The organism is Mesorhizobium sp. L48C026A00, from assembly GCF_000502375.1.
GTDB classification, from domain to species: Bacteria; Pseudomonadota; Alphaproteobacteria; order Rhizobiales; family Rhizobiaceae; genus Mesorhizobium; species Mesorhizobium muleiense.
The window spans coordinates 21,072-41,301 of the sequence record NZ_AYWU01000010.1 but is presented as its reverse complement, the minus strand read 5'-3'; the positions used below and the strand labels follow the sequence as shown (position 1 = coordinate 41,301).

At 64.3% G+C, this 20,230-nt stretch carries 20 protein-coding genes and 1 pseudogene; 13 read left to right on the top strand and 8 right to left on the bottom strand.

The window, feature by feature from the left end; all coding sequences use genetic code 11:
* Window positions 1-154: 154 nt before the first annotated feature.
* The 5 genes from X738_RS60415 to X738_RS60395 all read left to right on the top strand — a co-directional run bounded on the left by X738_RS60415 (window position 155) and on the right by X738_RS60395 (window position 3,694).
* Window positions 155-1,018 carry a lytic transglycosylase domain-containing protein gene (locus X738_RS60415; RefSeq protein ID WP_023799782.1) on the top strand — a complete coding sequence of 288 codons (864 nt, stop codon included), beginning with the start codon at window positions 155-157 and terminating at the stop codon, window positions 1,016-1,018.
* Window positions 1,019-1,023: 5 nt separating this feature from the next.
* Complete coding sequence (locus X738_RS60410) at window positions 1,024-1,512, top strand: GNAT family N-acetyltransferase (protein WP_023799781.1); 489 nt, start codon at window positions 1,024-1,026, stop codon at window positions 1,510-1,512.
* A gap of 157 nt (window positions 1,513-1,669) precedes the next feature.
* Complete coding sequence (locus X738_RS60405; protein WP_023799780.1) at window positions 1,670-2,101, top strand: lysozyme inhibitor LprI family protein; 432 nt, start codon at window positions 1,670-1,672, stop codon at window positions 2,099-2,101.
* A gap of 154 nt (window positions 2,102-2,255) precedes the next feature.
* A complete protein-coding gene (locus tag X738_RS60400) occupies window positions 2,256-2,999 on the top strand; it encodes a DUF899 family protein (protein ID WP_023799779.1) in 744 nt (247 codons plus the stop codon).
* Between the two features lie 143 nt (window positions 3,000-3,142).
* The gene (locus tag X738_RS60395) at window positions 3,143-3,694 is read left to right on the top strand and encodes a DUF4142 domain-containing protein (protein ID WP_023799778.1); all 552 of its coding nucleotides are present in this window, start codon (window positions 3,143-3,145) and stop codon (window positions 3,692-3,694) included.
* Window positions 3,695-3,819: 125 nt separating this feature from the next.
* Here X738_RS60395 and X738_RS60390 read toward each other — a convergent pair whose 3' ends face one another.
* Window positions 3,820-4,140, bottom strand: a complete 321-nt coding sequence (locus tag X738_RS60390) for a DUF1476 domain-containing protein (protein ID WP_031255188.1) — start codon at window positions 4,138-4,140, stop codon at window positions 3,820-3,822.
* 448 nt (window positions 4,141-4,588) lie between these two features.
* On the opposite strand from X738_RS60390, the gene X738_RS60385 reads away from it, so the two are divergent.
* A complete protein-coding gene (locus tag X738_RS60385; RefSeq protein ID WP_023799775.1) occupies window positions 4,589-4,978 on the top strand; it encodes a DUF6152 family protein in 390 nt (129 codons plus the stop codon).
* Window positions 4,979-5,443, top strand: coding sequence for a hypothetical protein (locus X738_RS60380; RefSeq protein ID WP_023799774.1), 465 nt, complete (start codon window positions 4,979-4,981; stop codon window positions 5,441-5,443).
* 114 nt (window positions 5,444-5,557) lie between these two features.
* Here X738_RS60380 and carB read toward each other — a convergent pair whose 3' ends face one another.
* From carB to X738_RS60360, 4 genes are all read right to left on the bottom strand, one after another.
* Complete coding sequence (gene carB / locus X738_RS60375) at window positions 5,558-9,055, bottom strand: carbamoyl-phosphate synthase large subunit (protein ID WP_023799773.1); 3,498 nt, start codon at window positions 9,053-9,055, stop codon at window positions 5,558-5,560.
* Between the two features lie 321 nt (window positions 9,056-9,376).
* Window positions 9,377-10,333, bottom strand: coding sequence for an SH3 domain-containing protein (locus X738_RS60370; protein ID WP_031255186.1), 957 nt, complete (start codon window positions 10,331-10,333; stop codon window positions 9,377-9,379).
* Between the two features lie 263 nt (window positions 10,334-10,596).
* Window positions 10,597-11,355: a metallophosphoesterase family protein gene (locus X738_RS60365; protein WP_023799771.1), complete on the bottom strand. Its 759-nt coding sequence runs from the start codon at window positions 11,353-11,355 to the stop codon at window positions 10,597-10,599.
* A 356-nt stretch (window positions 11,356-11,711) separates the two neighbouring features.
* Entirely contained in the window at window positions 11,712-12,068 is a 357-nt protein-coding gene (locus X738_RS60360) for an ArsR/SmtB family transcription factor (RefSeq protein ID WP_023799770.1), read from the bottom strand.
* A gap of 192 nt (window positions 12,069-12,260) precedes the next feature.
* On the opposite strand from X738_RS60360, the gene X738_RS60355 reads away from it, so the two are divergent.
* Window positions 12,261-13,439 carry an MFS transporter gene (locus tag X738_RS60355; protein WP_023799769.1) on the top strand — a complete coding sequence of 393 codons (1,179 nt, stop codon included), beginning with the start codon at window positions 12,261-12,263 and terminating at the stop codon, window positions 13,437-13,439.
* 91 nt (window positions 13,440-13,530) lie between these two features.
* Here X738_RS60355 and X738_RS60350 read toward each other — a convergent pair whose 3' ends face one another.
* On the bottom strand, window positions 13,531-14,184 hold the full coding sequence (locus X738_RS60350) for a dihydrofolate reductase family protein (RefSeq protein ID WP_023799768.1): 654 nt from the start codon (window positions 14,182-14,184) through the stop codon (window positions 13,531-13,533).
* A 146-nt stretch (window positions 14,185-14,330) separates the two neighbouring features.
* Window positions 14,331-15,164, bottom strand: coding sequence for a protein-L-isoaspartate O-methyltransferase family protein (locus X738_RS60345; protein WP_031255184.1), 834 nt, complete (start codon window positions 15,162-15,164; stop codon window positions 14,331-14,333).
* 93 nt (window positions 15,165-15,257) lie between these two features.
* On the opposite strand from X738_RS60345, the pseudogene X738_RS84815 reads away from it, so the two are divergent.
* The 4 genes and pseudogenes from X738_RS84815 to X738_RS60330 all read left to right on the top strand — a co-directional run.
* Window positions 15,258-15,394, top strand: a pseudogene (locus X738_RS84815) (manganese-binding transcriptional regulator MntR); the annotation flags it as partial.
* Between the two features lie 81 nt (window positions 15,395-15,475).
* Window positions 15,476-15,664, top strand: a complete 189-nt coding sequence (locus X738_RS60340; RefSeq protein ID WP_023799765.1) for a hypothetical protein — start codon at window positions 15,476-15,478, stop codon at window positions 15,662-15,664.
* 204 nt (window positions 15,665-15,868) lie between these two features.
* Window positions 15,869-16,801, top strand: coding sequence for a KPN_02809 family neutral zinc metallopeptidase (gene ypfJ / locus X738_RS60335; protein WP_023799764.1), 933 nt, complete (start codon window positions 15,869-15,871; stop codon window positions 16,799-16,801).
* A gap of 180 nt (window positions 16,802-16,981) precedes the next feature.
* Complete coding sequence (locus X738_RS60330) at window positions 16,982-18,235, top strand: TCR/Tet family MFS transporter (RefSeq protein WP_023799763.1); 1,254 nt, start codon at window positions 16,982-16,984, stop codon at window positions 18,233-18,235.
* Between the two features lies 1 nt (window position 18,236).
* On the opposite strand, the gene carA is transcribed toward X738_RS60330, so the two are convergent.
* Window positions 18,237-19,454: a glutamine-hydrolyzing carbamoyl-phosphate synthase small subunit gene (carA, locus tag X738_RS60325; protein ID WP_023799762.1), complete on the bottom strand. Its 1,218-nt coding sequence runs from the start codon at window positions 19,452-19,454 to the stop codon at window positions 18,237-18,239.
* A gap of 277 nt (window positions 19,455-19,731) precedes the next feature.
* On the opposite strand from carA, the gene X738_RS0141825 reads away from it, so the two are divergent.
* Window positions 19,732-20,181: a GatB/YqeY domain-containing protein gene (locus X738_RS0141825; protein ID WP_031255180.1), complete on the top strand. Its 450-nt coding sequence runs from the start codon at window positions 19,732-19,734 to the stop codon at window positions 20,179-20,181.
* Window positions 20,182-20,230: the final 49 nt, after the last annotated feature.

The following is a 20,230-nucleotide window of genomic DNA, read 5'->3' as shown; positions in this document are numbered from 1 at the left end:
AATGGCAATCCAGTACATATCGAGAACGGATATCGCATTTTCAGGGGTCTGTTGCCACCCGAAAACCATTGGAAATCCCAACTGGCTGCGGATTGCCGGGGGAAAGGCCGTGGTGTAAGGACTTCTTAACAGACGAACCGGACCCGAGCGCGGCTTGCCAGCAAAAATCATCTTTCCCGCGATCGGCGTGATCCTCGCTGCGGCCGGTCTCAGCGGCTGCACTTCGACCGCGCAGACCAAGGCCGTGCCTTCCCTGACTGAAACCGCCGCAGCTGGTAGCGATGCCGGCTATGCGCTGGCGCTGCCCGACACGGTTTCGGTGCTGCCGGAATCGTCCGGCGTCACGCCCGTCCAGACCGCGGCGCTGGCCGTCGATCCCGCCGCGACGCCTGTCCAGCCAGCGGCCTTTGCCGGCCCGACCCCGTTGGCCGCAACTGCGCCTGCAGCCATGACGGCCGATGCCGCGCCAGCCGGCACAGCGCCTGTCTATGCTACCGCCGCCGTTGCGATGCCGGTCACCGGCGAGACAGGCAAGACGATGCCCGGCGTCCAGCAGGTCGCCTACACCCTGCCTGAGAATCCGTCCGCCCTGCTTTCGACCAGCCCTGCCAAACAGTATTCCGCGGGACCGCGCGGCGAGATCGAGCGGCTGATCGAGAAATATGCCGTCCTCTATCAGGTTCCGGTCGATCTGGTGCGCCGCGTCGTCAAGCGCGAGAGCACCTTCAATCCCAAGGCCTACAATCGCGGCCACTGGGGGCTGATGCAGATCAAGCATGCGACGGCGCGCGGCATGGGCTATGACGGGCCGGCGAGCGGGTTGTTCGACGCCGAGACCAATCTGAAATATGCGGTGAAATATCTGCGTGGCGCCTGGCTGGTGGCCGGTGGCAACGCCAAGCGCGCCGACCGGCTCTACCAGAGCGGCTATTATTACGACGCCAAGCGCAAGGGCATGCTGGAACAAACCGGCCTGGGCCGCGACCGCAGTCGGCGTCGCCTGCAGCCCGACGCCTGAACGCCATGCCTGAGCCGCGCCCGCCGGCGCCGAACGACATAAGGCTGCGCAAGATCCTCGACGACACGCTTGCCCCGCCGCGCTGGCCGGAAGGTTTCGTCATGCGCGGTTTTGAGGCCGCCGACGCGCTGGCTTTGCATACGCTGCTGACCACCGTCTTCGACGATGGCGCCGACGGGCCGTTCGACGAATGGTGGCCGCGTATTTCAAGCGACGCGGAATTCGACCCTGCCTTGTGTTTCCTGGTCATCGACAGCAAGGGTCGGCTGGCAGGCGCGGGATTGTGCTGGACGAGGGCGTTCGTCAAAGACCTTGCCGTCCACCCCGAGGCGCGCGCCCGAGGCATCGCCGAAGCGCTGATGTGGCACGTCTTCACCACCTTTCACGCACGCGGCGCTGCGCATGTCGATCTCAAAACCAACACGTTTGAGAATGCTGCCGCGGTCAGGCTTTACGAGCGGCTGGGAATGTTCGAAGTCGACTGGGCGGGGTGAGCTGCGGTTGGCGAAGCCGATCAGCGAGCATTGTGCGGAAACGAAGTGTCCACCAAGGCGGCAGGCTGCATCTTGCCGGCAACCGTTCAGAAGTTAAGCTGCGATCCTGCGGCTTTCGTGCCGCGGGCGGGGTCTCGACCGAAACCGGAGAAACACGATGCGGCTTTTACTTTTCAAACCGGGTCTGGCCAAAACCGGTCTGGTGATCCTCGCCCTTCCGCTTCTTGCGGGCGTCGCGCGCGCCGACGATTGCGCCGACGCACAGGACCAGGCGACCATGAACGAATGCGCCGGCAAGTCGTTCACCGAAGCCGACAAGAAGCTCAACCACGCCTACAGGCAGATCGAGGGCAGGCTGAAGGACGACGCTGCGACGAAGAAGCTGCTGGTCGGCGCGCAGCGCGCCTGGGTCGCCTTTCGCGATGCCGAATGCGCTTTCCAGGGCGGCCCGACCGATATGGCAGGCAGCATGTATCCGATGGTCATAGCCGGCTGCAAGGCGAGCCTCACCAACATCAGGCTGAAGGATTTTCTGGGCTATCTCAACTGCCAGGAGGGCGATACGAGCTGCCCAGTGCCGCCGCAGTAGCCTCTGTCGCTGGCTAAGGCGGAGCCGTTAAGGCCTTATCGCCGAGTTAGGCGTGCAAAATGTCGGAACCCTGCTTCGCGATGCGTCCTTGAGAGGCAAGGTGCGCTGCCGCATAGGGCGCGCGCCGCCACAAGCACGGCTGATGGAGATGACGATGATCACCTTTCCCAACGAATCCGCTGAATATCGCGCCGCCCGCGAAACGCTGCTGCAAAAGGAAATCGAGCTGCGCCGCGCTATGGAGGATGTGGCCGTCGCCCGCCGTGCACTGCCGCCGGGCGGGCTGGTGCCTCAGGATTATGTGTTCGACGGGCTTGGCGCCGACGGCAAGCCGGCCCGCATAAAACTGTCGGAGCTGTTTTCACCCGGCAAGGACACGCTGATCGTCTACTCGATGATGTTTCCGCGCCACCCGCAGGAGACGCGCGACGTGGCGACAAGCGGCGGCACGGCCAAGCTCGCGCGGGCCGACCAGCCATGCCCGTCCTGCACGGCGCTGCTCGACCAGTTCGACGGCGCCATCGGCCATCTCGAGGCCGCCGGCTTCAATTTCGCGGTTGTGGGCAAGACCGCGCTTGAAAACCTGATCACGCTTGGCCGCGATCGCGGCTGGACGAACATGCGGCTGCTCTCCTCGGCAGGCAACAGCTTCAAGCGCGACTACCACGCCGAGGCCGACGACGGCGCGCAGTTGCCGACGCTGTCGGTGTTCCATCGCGACGCCGATGGCATCCGGCATTTCTGGAGCTCGGAGCTTGGCTTCGCGCCGTCCGAACCCGGTCAGGACCCGCGTGCCATCGGCACTTGCGAGCCCTTGTGGAACCTGATGGATTTCACGCCGGAGGGCCGGCCGGACTGGAATGAACAGCTGCAATATGCCGGCGCCTGCTGCCACTGAGCTTTGCCAAGCATATTTCCGGCGTATCGGCGCCGAGCGGGGGTGTTGGCAGGATCGCCGACACCTCATTCCTGTCCAGTCGCGCAACTTCGCCGCTGGTGTCGCGTTGGACTCTCCGAGGATCACAAACCCGGAGATTTCCTGTGAAAACAAATCTCACGCTTGCCATGGTCGCCATGCTTGCCGGCGCGCCGGCGGCCCTAGCCCAATCCGCCACGCCGGCCGATATACCTGCTGTCGGCCAAACCAAGATCGACACCGAGACCTTCTCCAGATCCGTCCCCAGCGCCAACCGGTTCGAGATTGAAAGCAGCAAGCTGGCCGAACAAAAGAATGTCGCCGCCGATGTGAAGGATTTCGCCTCGCTGATGGTCAGGGATCACACCAAGGCTGGCGAGGATTTCAAGGCAGCTCTCGAACAGAGCCAGATCACGGCCTCGGTGACAGCGAGCGGCCCGGCTTTGCTGCCGAAAGACCAGGCGATGCTGGACCAGCTCAAGAACCTCGATGGCGATGAATTCCAGGCGAAATACATCCTCCTGCAGACCGAGGCGCACAAGCAGGCGCTAGCGCTGTTTTCAACCTATGCGCAGTCGGGTGAAGACCCGGCGCTGAAGGAATTCGCCAAGAAGACACTACCGACGCTGCGGATGCACGAAGAGCGCCTAAAGGATCTGGTGGCAGCCCACAGCTAAGCGTGTCACCCAAACGCATGCCCTCGGGCCTGACCCTGGGCCTGACCCGAGATGCGCAGCGGTTTTGGGAAACGCATAAAAGAGAACTTAAAGCGCGTCGCGTCGCGCTTTAAGTTGGCGCTCTCTCAGCTGTTTTTGATCTGCTCGACCGCCGTCGCCAGCAGGTCGTTCATGACGCCGCGAATCTGAACATCCGACTGGGCGACGCCCGCAGCGTCGAAATCGGCGCGTATTTTGCGCAACACGTCGTCGTCCCCGGCCTCTTCGAAGTCTGCGCGCACCACCTCTTTCGCATAGGCGTCGGCGTCCTCACCTGACTTGCCGAGCTTTTCGGCGGCCCATAGGCCGAGCAGCTTGTTGCGGCGCGCCATGGCCCTGAACTTCGTGTCCTCGTCCATCGCAAACTTCTTTTCGAAGCCTTCCTGACGGTCTCTCATACTGCTCATAATTTGCCTCGTTCAGGTGTGAGTCTCCGACCTTCATCCGATGGAGAAGAAGAGCGGCGGTAGGGGCCGAACATGGCGTGCATGGATGTCATAAGCAAGACCGGACCGTTCATTCCGCAGGGCAATCGCTTCTGGTTGGCGCTGCCCCTCACCCTCACCCTCTCCCCGTGAAGGACGGGGAGAGGGGGTGCCAGCGTTGCGGCTGGGTCCCTTCTCCCCGTTCTTGCCGGGGAGAAGATGCCGGCAGGCAGATGAGGGGCGGCGCCGACNGTTGCGGCTGGGTCCCTTCTCCCCGTTCTTGCCGGGGAGAAGATGCCGGCAGGCAGATGAGGGGCGGCGCCGACATCGACAACCGATAGCTTCGCCCAGAGCCTTCGCACCGATGTGATTTGACGTTGCCGCGCCGTGACCTACTCTCGATTGGCGGGATGAGCCGAGGAGGCGAGCGATGCAGTCACCTTTCAACGGGATTCGGAGCGTCACGCTGGCAGCGGCAGTGATCCTTGCTGCTGGCACCGCAGCTTACGCCCATCACGGCTGGTCGTGGACCCAGGATGGGTTTTTTGAGCTCCGGGGCAAGATCACAGCCATTTATATCGGCAATCCGCACGCCACACTGGATGTCGACGCCGACGGAGAGGCCTGGCGGGTGGATTTGGCGCCGCCGTCCCGCACCATGGCCGCCGGCTTCACCGAGGAGGTCGCCAAGGTCGGCGACGAGGTGACCGCGATCGGCCACCGCTCGCGCGACGAGACCGAGAAGTGGATGAAAGCAGCCCGCGTCATCGTCAACGGCAAGGCTTATGACGTCTATCCCGACCGCGTGCCGCCGGCTTGAATGGACGAGTTCCTCGCCGGCATCGAGCAACTCGCCATCGTAAGGGGGCTGAAGGCCTCCTTCATCGCCTATCCCATAGTCAATGCGCTGCACATCATGTCGATCGGCGCGCTGCTGACCAGCGTCTGGCTCATGGACCTCCGGATCTTGGGCGCCTTCCGCTCGCTGCCGCAGGCGGCGTTCATCGCGCTGCTGCGCCGCACCGCATTGGCCGCGTTCGCCGGCGCACTAATCACGGGATCGCTGCTCTTTTCAATCAGGGCGAGCGAGTATGCGGCGATGCCGATTTTCCTCACCAAGATGACGCTCATACTCCTCGCCGGCACCAATTTTCTCATTTTCATGCGCCACGCAAAAGGCGGCGACGAGCCGGCCGGCGGGACCGTCACCATCCTGGCTTTGCTGTCGCTGGTGCTCTGGACGTCGGTGCTGTTCGCGGGGCGGTTTATTGGATTTCTGAACTGAGCGGCGTCGGCACAGCGTGCCTTGGACGGATCACGGTGCGCAGCGTTGGCGGGACGCGCCCCCCTCTGGCCTGCCGGCCATCTCCCCCACTTGGGGGGAGATCAGCTAATTGCTTCAGGCAAAATACTCCTGGAGCGGCCTAACCTCCAAACTCCCCGCGCGCAGCGCTGCGATTGCCTCCGCCACTGCCGCAGCCCCCGAGAGCGTCGTGTAATACGGCACCTTCTGCATCAGCGTGGCGCGGCGCAGCGATTTTGAATCCGACACCGCCTTCTGGCCGTCCGTGGTGTTGAAGACGATCTGCACCTGGCGGTTGCGGATGGCGTCCTCGATGTGCGGGCGGCCTTCCAGCACCTTGTTTATTTTCTCGGCAGCGACGCCGTTCTCGGCGAGGAAGCGGGCGGTGCCCGAGGTGGCCATTACCTTGAAACCCTGGCCGGCGAGGCGCTTGACCGCCGGCAGGATGCCTTTCTTGTCCTCGTCGCGCACCGAGACGAACAGCGTGCCGGCGCGGGGGAGATCAACACCCGCTCCCAACTGGCTCTTGGCAAAAGCCAGCGCAAAGTCGCGGTCGAGGCCCATGACCTCGCCGGTCGAGCGCATTTCCGGGCCGAGCAATATGTCGACGCCGGGGAAGCGGGCGAAGGGGAACACTGCTTCCTTGACCGCGATATGGCCGGGATTTCTGGGGTCGGGCATGGCGCCGTAATGGGCGAAGGCGTCTTCCAGGCTCTCGCCGGCCATGATGCGGGCGGCAATTTTCGCGATGGGCCGGCCGATGGTCTTGGCGACGAAGGGCACGGTGCGCGACGCGCGCGGGTTGACCTCGAGCACATAGACGGTGCCGTCCTTGATCGCGTACTGCACGTTCATCAGGCCGCCGACATTGAGCGCGCGGGCAAGTGCGGCCGTCTGGCGCTCCAATTCGTCGACGAGCTCCGACGGCAGCGAATGCACCGGCAGCGAGCAGGCGCTGTCGCCCGAATGGATGCCGGCCTCCTCGATGTGTTCCAATATGCCGGAGACGAAGGTCGACTTGCCGTCGCACAGGCAGTCGACATCAACCTCGATGGCGCCCGAGAGATAGGTGTCGAACAGCAGCGGGTTCTTGCCCAGCAGTGTGTTGATCTGGCCTGTCTTGTCGTTGGGGTATTTCTGCTTGATGTCCTCCGGCACCAGGCCGGGCACGGTGTCGAGCAGATAGGATTGCAGCATGCTCTCGTCGTGGATGATCTGCATGGCGCGGCCGCCGAGCACATAGGACGGGCGCACCACCAGCGGGAAGCCGAGCTCGCCGGCGACGAGGCGGGCCTGCTCGACCGAATAGGCGATGCCGTTCTTCGGCTGGCTGAGGCCGAGCTTGTGCAACAACTTCTGGAAGCGGTCGCGGTCTTCGGCGAGATCGATCATGTCGGGCGAAGTGCCGAGGATCGGGATGCCGGCCTTCTCCAACGCATCCGCCAGCTTCAGCGGCGTCTGGCCGCCGAATTGGACGATGACGCCGACCAGCTCGCCCGACGCCTGCTCGGCGCGCAGGATCTCCAAAACGTCCTCCGGCGTCAGCGGCTCGAAATAGAGCCGGTCCGAGGTGTCGTAGTCGGTCGACACGGTCTCCGGGTTGCAGTTGACCATGATCGCCTCGAAGCCGGCGTCGCGCAGCGCAAAGGCGGCGTGGCAGCAGCAATAGTCGAACTCGATGCCCTGGCCGATTCGGTTCGGGCCGCCGCCGAGGATGACGACTTTTTTTCGCGACGAGACTTGCGCCTCGTTGGCGAGCGCGCCGGCGAAGGGCACCTCATAGGTCGAGTACATGTAGGCGGTCGGCGAGGCGAACTCGGCGGCGCAAGTATCGATGCGCTTGTAAACCGGATGAACGTCGAGCTTTTCGCGTATCTTTTGAACCTCTTCGACGTCTTTCCTGACTAGGGACGCGAGGCGGGCATCGGAGAAACCCATCGCCTTCAGCATGCGCAGATTGGCGGCGTCTTCGGGAATGCCGTGCTCGCGAATGCGGGCTTCCATGTTGAGGATGCCGGCGATCTGTTCGAGGAACCACGGGTCGATCTTGCACATGGCGTGCACGTCTTCCAGAGAGGTGCCCATGCGGATCGCCTGCGCCACCATGCGCAGCCGGTCGGGCGTCGGCGTGCCGAGGGCAGCGCGAATGGCGTTGCGGTCGTCGGCGTGGCTGGCTGCGCCGTGCGCGATGCCGGGGATCTCGATCTCGTCGAGGCCGGTGAGGCCGGTTTCCAGTCCGCGCAGCGCCTTCTGCAGCGATTCCTGAAAAGTGCGGCCGATGGCCATGACCTCGCCGACCGACTTCATCGCGGTGGTCAGCACCGGCTCGGCGCCGGGGAATTTCTCGAAGGCAAAGCGCGGGATTTTTGTGACGACGTAATCGATCGACGGCTCGAACGAGGCGGGCGTTGCGCCGCCGGTGATGTCGTTCTCCAGCTCGTCCAGCGTGTAGCCGACGGCGAGCTTTGCCGCGATCTTGGCAATCGGAAAGCCGGTCGCCTTGGAGGCGAGAGCCGACGAGCGCGAGACGCGCGGGTTCATCTCGATCACCACCAGGCGGCCGTCGGCCGGGTTGACGGCGAACTGCACGTTGGAACCGCCGGTCTCGACGCCGATCTCGCGCAGCACCGCGATCGAGGCGTTGCGCATCATCTGGTACTCCTTGTCGGTCAAGGTCAGGGCAGGGGCGACGGTGATCGAGTCGCCGGTGTGCACGCCCATCGGGTCGATGTTCTCGATCGAGCAGACGATGATGCAGTTGTCGGCCTTGTCGCGGACAACCTCCATCTCGTACTCCTTCCAGCCGAGCACGCTTTCCTCGATCAGCACTTCGGTGGTCGGCGAGGCGTCGAGGCCGGACTGGACGATCTCGTAGAATTCGGCGCGGTTGTAAGCGATGCCGCCGCCGGTGCCGCCCATGGTGAAGGACGGGCGGATGATGGCGGGCAGGCCGACATGGTCGAGCGCCTGTGCGGCGATCGCCATGCCATGGCTGATGTAGCGCTGCTTGCGGTCGCCCTCGCCGAGGTTCCAGCGCGTTTCGAGCGCGTCGAGCGCGGCGTCGAGGTTTTCGGGCTTCTCGGCCTTCAGCGCGGCGCGTTCGGCCTCGTGCGTCTTGCGGTCGGCATTCTTGACGTCGGTGGCGTTGGCCAGCATCGATTTCGGCGTTTCCAGGCCGATCTTCTTCATCGCCTCGCGAAACAGCGCCCGGTCCTCGGCCTTGTCTATTGCCGTGGCGTCGGCACCGATCATCTCGACATTGTAGCGTTCGAGCACACCCATGCGGCGCAGCGACAGGGCGGTGTTGAGCGCGGTCTGGCCGCCCATGGTCGGCAGCAGCGCGTCCGGCCGCTCCTTGGCGATGATCTTGGCCACCACTTCCGGCGTGATCGGCTCGATATAGGTGGCGTCGGCCAGTTCCGGGTCGGTCATGATGGTGGCCGGGTTGGAATTGACCAGGATGACGCGAAAACCCTCTTCCTTGAGCGCCTTGCAGGCCTGGGTGCCGGAATAGTCGAATTCGCAGGCCTGACCGATGACAATGGGGCCGGCCCCGATGATCAGGATCGACTTGATGTCGGTGCGTCTTGGCATATCGAGGGTCCGTTCGGCAGGCGGCTTGCACGAAAAACCGGACGGGAAGACCCGGCCGGTTGTGCTCGCGATTCTGGTATCAGGCTAGGAGGGCCTTATAGGGAAGAGTTTTGCCGGATGTAACCCCCTAAAATGCGAGTAGGGCAGTAGGGCAGTAGGGCAGTAGGGCAGTAGGGCAGTAGGGCAGTAGGGCAGTAGGGCAGTAGGGCAGNGTAGGGCAGTAGGGCAGTAGGGCAGTAGGGCAGTAGGGCAGTAGGGCAGTAGGGCAGTAGGGCAGTAGGGCAGGGGTTCGAGCGCCCTTAAACATATAGCCCTACTGCCCTACTGCCTTATTCCCCTTAGCCACTCATTCCCCAGCGCCAGGGCGTCGGTAATCTCGAAGCGTTCGGCAACGCCGACACGGATGATGTTCAGGCTGCCCTCACGGGTGTAGCGGAATTCACCTGATGCATTCGAGCCGGCGGGCCGACCGGCCTGGAATCTGATGACGCGGGTGCCGCCATCGGGCCAGGTCACGGTGACCTCGGCTTTGTCGCCCGTGTGGACAACGCCTGCCTTGCAACTGGTCATCGGCTGGCCGACATGGCGCGCGCAAGGAATCTCGTTGCGGGCACCCAGGGCCGGCGCGGGCCTGCCTGGCGGCTGCAGCCGCGCAACGGTTTGCGCGTTGGCCGGAGGCGCCGCATTGGCGGCGCGATTGCGGATGGGCTTGTCCGCTGCCGCGGGCGCCTGCGTCTCGCCGGCCGAAGGATTTTCGCTGGCAAAAAGCGCCAGGCGGTAAGCATCCTCGATGGCCACCCTGCCGATTGCCTCAACGGCAGTCATCGTGGGTTCGCGACCGGTCGCATCCAGGCGCGCCGTCAGGTCCGGCGGTGGCTGATCTGCAGTTGCCGGGTTCGAGTCGCCGGCTGCAGCGGCCGTGCTTTCGCCGGTCGTTTCGATGTCCGCATCCGTAACGGCCGCCGGATTCTCGGGGTTCAGGTAGCGCGCGGGAGCCCATCCCGCCAGTTGCGGGTTGTCAATTTCTGCGACCTTGCACCAACGATAGCCATTGATGTCGTTGCAGCCGAGATTGTTGACGCTCGTGCCGTTCGGCAGCCGAGCCTTGATCTTGCCCATCGCCGATGCCGTGGCGCGGACGTTCAGGAGATCGCCCGGAGCGAGGTCGGTCACGATGGAGACGAAAGGCGCCTCCTCGGCCCTGGCCGGCAGCAGTGCCGTCAGCAGGAGAGGGGCGGCAATCAGCAGCGTCGTTCGGAGCGTAACTGTGCGCCTCATCATTTTGGCCGTGGGCGATAGAAGCATTTCCGAGGCGCGGCCGGGCACAGAATCGCCGCCGCATTCCAGAACGATTTTATAGGCGACGACATGGCGCTATGTAAGCCGGAAAATGCGGCCGGGGAATGGTGTTCGGTCCGCGGCATGCGCAAGCTCAGCGTGCGGCATGAACGCGTTGCGTTCAGCCTAGCGGCATGAACGCGTCCCGCGTTCAGCCGGACATGAACGCGTCCCGCGTTCAGCCGGACATGAACGCGTTGCGTTCAGCCGGACATAAATCCGGTGCGCAGCGCGTAGGCCCATTCCGGCCGTCCCGCCTGTTCGGCCTGCCGCGCTGCCGCCTCATGGTCATAGTCGACGGCGATGGCTTCGAAGCGGTCGGAGCGGCCCGGCCCACCCAATTCGACGATGCCGTAGCGTGCATGCGGAGAGCCTTGCTCGGAGACATGCGCCGGTGGCGTGTCGTCGCCATAAGCGGGGCAGCCGATGCTGCCCGGATTGAAGACCACCGGGCCGTCAGGGATACGGACCAGTTCGCTGCGGTGGCTGTGGCCACACAGCACGATGCGGCAAGCGGGATCGAGCGCGGCCAGCCGCCGCTTGATGGCGGCCAGCGGCGCGCGCACCAGCCGGCCGTCGGCCATCGTATCGGTCAGGTATTTTTCGTCATGGTCGGGTCGGGCATGAAAGGCGGTCACGGCTGGGGCGATCTCCAGCGTGAGCGGCAAGGCCAACAGTGCCTCGCGCTGGACCGATGTCAGCCGTCCCTGCGCATAGCGGTCGGACGGCCACATGGCTTCATCCGCGGCATCGCGGGCGACGCGGCGGTCGTGGTTGCCGCGAACTGTCGGCAGGGCGAGCGCTTCAAGCCGTTCCATGGTTTCGCGCGGCCAGAGCGGGCCGGAGACGCAATCGCCGAGATTGACGATGAGGTCAGCACCACCGCGCTGCCGCAGATCGTCGAGCACGGCGTCCAGGGCGAGGATGTTGCCGTGGATATCGGCGAGAACGGCAATGCGCATGGGAAGCTCCGTTGGGTCGACGAATGACACGTCGGGAAGGGCGGACCTGGCAGGACTTTGGTTGCTCTCCTCTGTTACACCAGGGCTATCGCAGCTGGATAGCCGAGGCTTTCGCTCTACGATGTACCCCCACCCCTAACCCTCCCCATAAGGGGGAGGGAGACTTCCGCTGGCGCTGATAGTTGGTTGTGTGCGTCAAGTTCTGCAAAAATTTGGCGTGGCATTCAGCGGTGACGTTGGCGTGTCCGCCGCGCGGCGTTCCCTCCCCCTTGTGGGGAGGGTTAGGGTGGGGGTCCACCTTCGCAAGAATCCAAAATGCGATTGCCCTGCCTGCTACACGGGGGCGAGTTACGGCCTCAGGCGCGGACTTCGATCTCGGAGGCGCCGACCGCGGGCAGAGCTGGGTCGTCGACGGCTGCGGTAATGACGCTATCGAGCAGGCCGGGAAAGCGGGCATTGAGATCGTCGCGGCGCAGCGTGATCAGCCGGCTGGTGCCGACGACCTCGGTGCGGGTGACGCCGGCCTCGCGCAATTTGGCCAGGTGGTAACTGAGATTGGTCTTTGAGCCGAGATCGAGGAACTGGCTGCAATTCAGCGGCACGCCCTCCTTGCTGGCGAGATAGCGCACGATGGCCAGCCGGGTGGGATCGCCGAGCACGGCAAGCACGTTCGGCAGGCTGATCTGGTCGGCGGTGGGGTGGGGCAGCGTCATGCCGGAGAACTAAGCGCAATCAGGGCCGATTTCAACGCCTCTCCTCCTGGTGGATGCCCTCAGTTTCCACCTCCCGCTACCTTAGTCCTGACATGGAGCTGTCAGCAGGGTTCGGCTATTCTCGGGCGGCTCATTGACAACATGTGCCATTATGTACAATTGTTCAATAACTTTTGAACTAAGGAAGAGTTCATGGACAAGCGCCTCATCTGGCTTGCGCTCGGATCATTCACGATCGCGACCGAAGGCTTCGTCATCTCCAGCCTGCTGCCCGACATCGCGGGGGATGCCGGCATCTCCGTTCCACTCGCCGGCACGCTGATCACCGCCTTCGCGCTCGCCTATGCCCTCGGCACGCCGATCCTGGCGACGCTGACCGGCGAATGGGACCGGCGGCGCGTCATCTTGTGGACGCTGGTGTTTTTCGTTCTGGGCAATCTGGCGGCGGCGCTGAGTTCCTCCTTCGAACTGCTGCTGATCGCGCGCATCGTCATGGCGCTGTCGTCCGGCCTGTTTGCGGCGACGGCGCAGGGTACGGCCGTGGCGCTTGTCGATGATCATCACCGCGCCCGCGCCATTGCCGTCGTTGTCGGCGGCACTACGGTGGCGGTGGCGGTCGGCGCGCCGCTCGGCGCGCTTGTCGCGACGGTTGCCGGCTGGCGCGGCACGTTCTTTGCCATCGCCGGGCTCGGCGCACTGGCCGGCGCAATCCTGTGGTACCGGCTGCCGCGCGGCATCGTCGGCACCAAGCTGCCGCTCAGGCAGCGGCTGGCCGCAACGCTTCGCCCCGGCGTGCCGTCGATCCTGCTGACCACGCTGCTGGCGCTCACCGGCGCTTTCACGGTCTTTGCCTTTGTCGCGCCGCTAGCCATCGAAGGCGGCGGCTTGAGCCCGATCGCGCTGCCCGGCATGCTGCTTGCGTTCGGTGTCGGCGCCGTCATCGGCAACATCGCCGGCGGGCAGGCGGCCGACCGCTTCGGTGCGACGCGCACCGTCAGCTGGTCGCTGGCGCTGAGTGCGGTCATGCTGGTGATGCTTTCGGTCATCCCGGCCTTCCTGCCGCACAGCATCGCCGGGCCGGCGCTGATGGCCATGATGGTGCCGTGGGGCATCGTCGGCTGGGCCTTCCCGCCGGCGCAGGCCAGCCGCATCATCAGGCTGGCGCCCGACGCAGCGCCCATCGTGCTGTCACTCAACGCTTCGGCGCTCTATCTCGGCGTGGCGCTGGGCGCCGTCGTCGGCGGCGCGGTGCTGCGCTATGGCGCGCCGGCTGATCTCGGCCTGATCGCAGCGGTGTTCCCGATCCTGGGTCTTGGCGTCATGCTGGCCGGCCACCGGGCCGCCCGGGCGGTGGCCATGCCGGCGGAGTAAAGGAAGATCGCGGAAGCGTGGCGCTGTCCTCATCGCGCTGCCGGGCAGAATTTGGGTTCCGAGCAAGGAACTCAGGTCCTGTAACCCCACACTACTTCCAGGTCCGGCGCCTCTCGATCTCGGCTTCGGACGGCTGTTGCTGGGCGAAGGATCCAGTCTTGATCTCACCGGCGCGTTCATAGCTCGCTATGATGACGCCAGTGGTCGATGCCTGTGAGCGGTTCAGCTTGAAAGCCGCCGGGATTGCGCCGCTGCCAAACAGCCGCTTGCCCTTGCCCAGCACCAGCGGGAAGGTCAGCAGGCTGATCTCGTCGATCAGGTCGTTGGCGAGCAAGGTCTGGACGAGTTCGCTCGATCCCTGGATGAGCAGGTCCGGCCCGTCCTCCTGCTTGAGCTGGAGCAGGGTAGCCACGACGTCGTCGCCAAGCGACTGGCTGTTTTGCCACGACAGCGTGTCGGGCCGGTGGGTGGCCACATATTTGGTGACGGCGTTGAAACGGTCGGCGATCGGATCGTCTTTCTGGTACGGCCAATGCGCGGCGAAGATGTCGTAGGTCTTGCGGCCGAGGAGCAGCGCGAAGGGTTTTGCGAAGGTCTCGCCAATAAAGGCGCCCCCGACGTCGTCCCAGTAATGGAACGTCCAGCCACCGAATTCGAAGCCGCCGACCGGGTCTTCTTGCGGCCCACCGGGCGCCTGCATGACGCCGTCGAGGCTGACGAATGTCGCAGTGGTGATCTTCCTCATTGGATTCTCCCTTTAATCATCCGAGCCGTTGCCGCCGGATTTCGGCCAAAGGACGTGCGAGCGGACGCCTGTCCGACAGGGCCGGAAAATTTCTGGGCTCCGGCGCATGTCGAGCGGCAAGCACGGGACGCCTCGACGCGGCGACGTCATTGCGACCGCCTGCCGCCAACACTTTGCGACGAGAACCAGACGTCGCCGATGACGGCGGTGGCGGTGCGGTCCGGTGCCTTGTCGGCCGTCAGCCAGATCTTTCGGCTGCGTGCCGCCTTGTCGCGGTCGATTTTTGTCGAGGCCGCCGAGGCGCCGATGCAAGGGATAAACCATGATCGCATGAACGGATCGCAGGCAAACCCCTTATCCGTGCGTGTCACCATCACCGCGAGGCCAATGCGCTCGGCCGGACGCCACGGAAAGACCATGCGGCCGCCGGGCTTCAGCGCCTTCAGCCATTCGGCTGGGGGTGCCGCAACGCCGGCATTGACATAGATGATGTCGGACGGTGGCAGGCCGCCGACGACCGCATCGCCATGGATGGCGGTCACATTGCCGTAGGCTTCGAGATTCTTGATCGCACGTTCGGCGAGACTGGAATCCAGTTCGAAAGCGGTGACTGCGCCGCCCGGCGAAACCAGTTTTGCCAGCAGAGCTGTGTAATAGCCGGTGCCGGCGCCCACATGAGTGACGGCCTCGCCGGGTTTTGGCGCCACCTTGCCGATCCACATGGCATGCAGGAACGGCTCGCCATTGTTGATGCCCTTTTCGGCGTCGAGCGACACCAGCACGTTCTGATAGATGTGAACAGGATCGGCGCTCGGCGTTTCTACCTTGCCGTTGCCGGCGACGACCGTCCACGGCCCGGGCCCGAGAAAAGCTTCGCGCGGCACCGCGGCGAACACGTCCTCGAGACGCGGATCGGTCGAACCTGCATTGGCAGCCATCAGTCGCGCGTAGAATCTTCTGGCTTCGGCAATTCTGGTCATGTCGCGTGAGAAGATAGCGCGATTGACCGAATTGTCGCGCAGCCCCACGAGCTCACTCAATGCATGGTCGAGAAAACCCTCAGCCGACGCGGCGAAGCGCGGCGCCGTGCGCTGCTCAAAGATTATATGCAGCTTGTCGCCGACCTGATCGAGAACGGCAACGAGGCCCGGTCGACATCGCGGCGCGGCTCGGCGTCGCCCAGCCGGCGGTGGCCCAGATGCTGACGCGGCCGACAGTCCTGCCGGAACCGCCGCGCTGCCGCGGCGTTTGAGATCGTGCCAGCAATTGGCGCGAGACCGAGGAGGATACGATGGGCGTTGAACAGGCACCGACAGCGAAGGGCAAGCAAGCGGCCAAGGGATTGAAGCAGGCTGCGGCGAAGGACGAACGCAAGACCGAAGCGGATACTGGACGCCCGCTCAAGAAGGGCGGGGCCCGCTTCGAGGAGCGCTCGAAAAGCTCGGACGGCAAGAGCGCGGGCACCAAGCAGAAGATCTGAGCGTGACTGACCAAGTCCAAGACCAAAAAAAGCGCCGGCAGGGCTCTCAGCCGCGGGTGTCGTGCACGGACTGACCCCAGAGCCGGCGGCCCCGTCATGCGAAAAATACTGTGACTTGGCGCAACCATTGGGATAATTGTTTGTTGGGTCGGATCGGGCCATGAGATCGGCAAGGTACCGATACGTGCATCGCGGGGAGTTGCCATGCTCTGGAAAGGTCGTCGTCAAAGTGACAATGTCGAGGACCAACGCGGCCAGGGCGGCGGGCTCAACCTGCCGCGCGGCGGCCCCGGCCGTCTCCGCATCCCGATCGGCGGCCGCTCCGGCGGCGGAATGTCGCTGTCGACCATCATCATTCTCGTGGTCCTCTATTTCGGGCTGAAGGCCATCGGCATCGACCCGCTTCAGATCCTGGCCGGTGGCGGCTTGGTGCCGGGTGGCGGCGGTCAGATCACCGACAACAGCGGAGAACAGGGCGGTGGCACCGGGGCACCCGCCTCCGACGAGATGAAGCAGTTCGTTTCGACTGTCCTGGCCGAGACCGAGGACACCTGGACCGGCATTTTCCGGGCCGAGGGCCTGACCTACGAGGACCCCAAGCTGGTCCTGTTCAGCGGGCAGATCCGTTCGGCTTGCGGCTTCGCCTCGTCCGCGGCCGGCCCGTTCTACTGCCCCGGCGACCGCAAGGTCTATCTCGACACCACCTTCTTCCAGCAGCTCGATCAGCAATTCGGCGCTTCGGGCGATTTTGCCCAAGCCTATGTGATCGCGCATGAGGTCGGCCACCATGTCCAGAACCTCACCGGCATCCTGCCCAAGTTCAACCAGATGCGGCAGCAGATGGGCGAGGCCGAGGCCAACCACATGTCGGTGCAGGTCGAGCTCCAGGCGGATTGCTTCGCCGGCGTCTGGGCGCATTTCACCGGGCAGAAAGGCATTCTGGAACAGGGCGACATGGACGAGGCGCTGAACGCCGCCCAGCAGATCGGCGACGACACGATGCAGAAGAAGATGCAGGGCTATGTCGTGCCGGAAAGCTTCAACCATGGCACCTCGCAGCAGCGTCAAACCTGGCTGGCACGCGGCTACAAGAGCGGCAAGCTGTCGGACTGCGATACGTTCAACACCCCGATCTGAGGTGTTTGGGCTCTCGTTGAAATGGCGTTGAAAGCGGCGGCGATGCAGCCGCGCTCATGTCGACAGTTGATGTCAGGATGAAAATTCCTGGCCTGTTCCCTTATTGTTCTGTGTGGCTGACTCGCCTATACAAGGCCCTTCCGCCTTCGCTGCGAGGCGGCTCCAGGAGTCGATACCGTCATGATCGAAGCCAAAACCGCCAGGCGGGGCCTTGCGCTTGTTTTCACCACGCTGCTGCTCGACATCACCGGCATCGGCATCATCATGCCGGTGCTGCCGGCCTATCTGCAGGAACTGACCGGCGTCGGGGTCAGCGAAGCGGCGATCGAAGGCGGCTGGCTGTTCTTCGTCTATGCGGCCATGCAGTTCCTGTTCGCGCCGCTGGTCGGCAATCTCAGCGACCGCTTCGGCCGCCGTCCGATCCTGCTGGCCTCGGTGCTGACCTTCGCCGTCGACAATCTGATCTGTGCGGTGGCCTGGTCGTATTGGGTCCTGTTCATCGGCCGGGTGCTGGCCGGCATCAGCGGCGCCAGCTACTCGACCGCCTCCGCCTTCATCGCCGATGTCAGCACCGACGAGAACAGGGCGAAGAATTTCGGCCTGCTTGGCATCGCCTTCGGCGTCGGTTTCGTCATCGGTCCGGTGCTGGGCGGGTTGCTCGGCGAATTCGGGCCGCGCGTGCCGTTCTGGGGCGCGGCGGTGCTTGCTCTGATCAACTTCATCGTCGGCTGGTTCTTCCTGCCGGAAACGCTGGAGCAGCATCACCGGCGCCGCTTCGAATGGCGCCGCGCCAATCCTCTAGGCGCCCTGAAGCAGATGCGCAATTACAAAGGGATCGGCTGGATCGGGCTGGTGTTCTTCCTGATGACGCTCGGTCACATGATGTACCCTGCCGTGTGGTCGTTCGTCGGCAGTTACCGCTACGGCTGGAGCGAGCAGCAGATCGGCTTCTCACTCGGCGTCTTCGGCCTTGGCGGGGCATTGGTGATGGGTTTTGTCCTGCCGCGCGTCATCCCACGGCTCGGCGAATGGCGGACCGCCGCCATCGGTCTTGCTTTTACCGCGCTCGCCGCCTTCGGCTATGCCGCGGCGTGGAAGGGCTGGATGATCTATGCGGTGATCGTGGCGACCTGCCTCGAGGCGCTGGCCGACCCGCCGCTGCGGAGCCTGGCGGCGGCCAAGGTGCCGCCCTCCGCGCAAGGCGAATTGCAAGGTGCGATGACGAGCGTGTTTTCGATCACCAGCATCATCACGCCGCTGCTTTATACGGGAATCTTCGCCTGGTTCACCGGGCCAAGCGCGCCGATGACGTTCGGCGGCGCGCCCTTTGTGCTCGGCGGCATCTTTCTCGCTCTGTCGCTGATCGCGTTTGTGCTCAGGGTCGAGAAGCCGAGCGCGGTGAGGGACGTCACGACGGCGACGGTGCGAACCTGAATCAGGCGCGCTCCGCCAGCGCCGGCTCGCCGCGCTTTTCGCGGATGAGATTGACGAAGCGGCGGAACAGATAATGCGAGTCCTGCGGGCCCGGCGAGGCTTCGGGATGATGCTGGACCGAAAACACCGGCCTGCCGGTCAGGGTGATGCCGCAGTTCGAGCCGTCGAACAGCGAGACATGGGTTTCTTCGACGCCCGTGGGCAACGAGCCGGCATCGACGGCAAAGCCGTGGTTCATCGAGACGATCTCAACCTTGCCGGTGGTGTGATCCTTGACCGGATGATTGGCGCCGTGATGGCCTTGATGCATTTTGGCGGTCCTGCCGCCAAGCGCCAGCGCCAGCATCTGGTGGCCGAGGCAGATGCCGAAGACCGGGATGTCGGTCTTCAGCAAGTCCTGGATGACCGGAACGGCATAGTCGCCAGTGGCTTCCGGGTCGCCGGGACCGTTGGAGAGAAAGATGCCGTCGGGCCGCATGGCGAGGATATCCTCGGCGCCGGTGTTGGCCGGCACCACGGTGACCTTGGCGCCCAACCCGGCGAGCAGGCGCAGTATGTTGCGCTTGACGCCGTAGTCGATGGCGACGACATGCATGGACGGATCGGTCTGTTCGCCAAAGCCCTCGTCCCAGACCCAGGGCGTCTCGCGCCAGACCGAGGATTGGCCGGACGTGACGTCCTTGGCCAGGTCAAGCCCGATCAGACCGGACCAGGCGGCGGCGCGGCGCTTCAGATCGTCGATGTCAAAAATGCCGTCGGGCGCGTGCGCGATGACGGCGTTGGGCATGCCCTTTTCGCGGATCAGCGCGGTCAGCGCACGGGTGTCGATGCCCGAAAGCGCCACGATGCCGCGTTTCTTCAGCCATTGGTCAAGACCAGAAGCGGCGCGATAGCTGGATGGATTGGTGACGTCGGCCTTGAACACGGCGCCGACGGCGCCGGCGCGGGCAACCGGGTTGAGATCCTCGATGTCCTCGTCATTGGTGCCGATATTGCCGATATGCGGAAAGGTGAAGGTGACGATCTGGCCGGCATAGGACGGGTCGGTGAGGATTTCCTGATAGCCTGTCAGCGCGGTGTTGAAGCAGACTTCGGCGACGGCGGAGCCAGTGGCGCCAAGGCCGCGGCCCTCGATGACGGTGCCGTCGGCCAGCACCAGCGAGGCGGTCGGCTTCTCGGTGGCCCAAGTGGGGGTCGACGCGGCGGTCATCGTTGCCATGGCGGCACTCCTAAAGGCTGCGCCCTTCAATCGGTCCGGCGAACCATTCTGCGCAGCAAACCGCGCGCAGCGGCGATTTCGCAGCCAGCGCGCGCAACAAAAACTCAGTTCATGCAAGGCCCAGTACATAGGGGAAGGCGCCAGAGCGGTCAATGACGCTACGCCCGCAGGCGCGATTTATTTCGTCGAACAATATCAGCGGTTTGCCGGGCGGCGTCGAATTTGCCTTGGGCTTTCGGCACGGCTATTGTCCGTCGCATTCGAAGGAGAAAGCATCATGCGCGGCAAAATCGCCGAATCCCTGAAGAGCGCGATGAAGGCGCAGGACAAGCGCCGGCTGCCGACATTGCGGCTGATCCAGGCGGCCATTCACGATCGCGACATCGCCAATCGCGGCGCCGGCAAGGAGCCGGCCAGCGACGACGAGATCCTGCAGATACTGGCCAAGATGGTGAAGCAGCGCGAAGAGTCGGCCAAGGCTTTCGACGACGGCAAGCGGCCGGAGCTTGCCGCGCAGGAGCGCGACGAGATGGCCATCATCCGCGATTTCCTGCCGACGCAACTGGGCCAGGCAGAGACCGAAACGGCGATCCGCGCCGCCATCGCCGAGACCGGCGCCAGCAGCGTCAAGGACATGGGCAAGGTTATGGCCGTGCTCAAGGAGAAATACGCCGGCCAGATGGATTTCTCCAAGGCGAGCGGGATCGTCAAGGGACTGCTGCAGTAGGATTTTGCCGCTGCAGCGAGCTCGTAAGGCATTGGAGGAGGCGACAGCG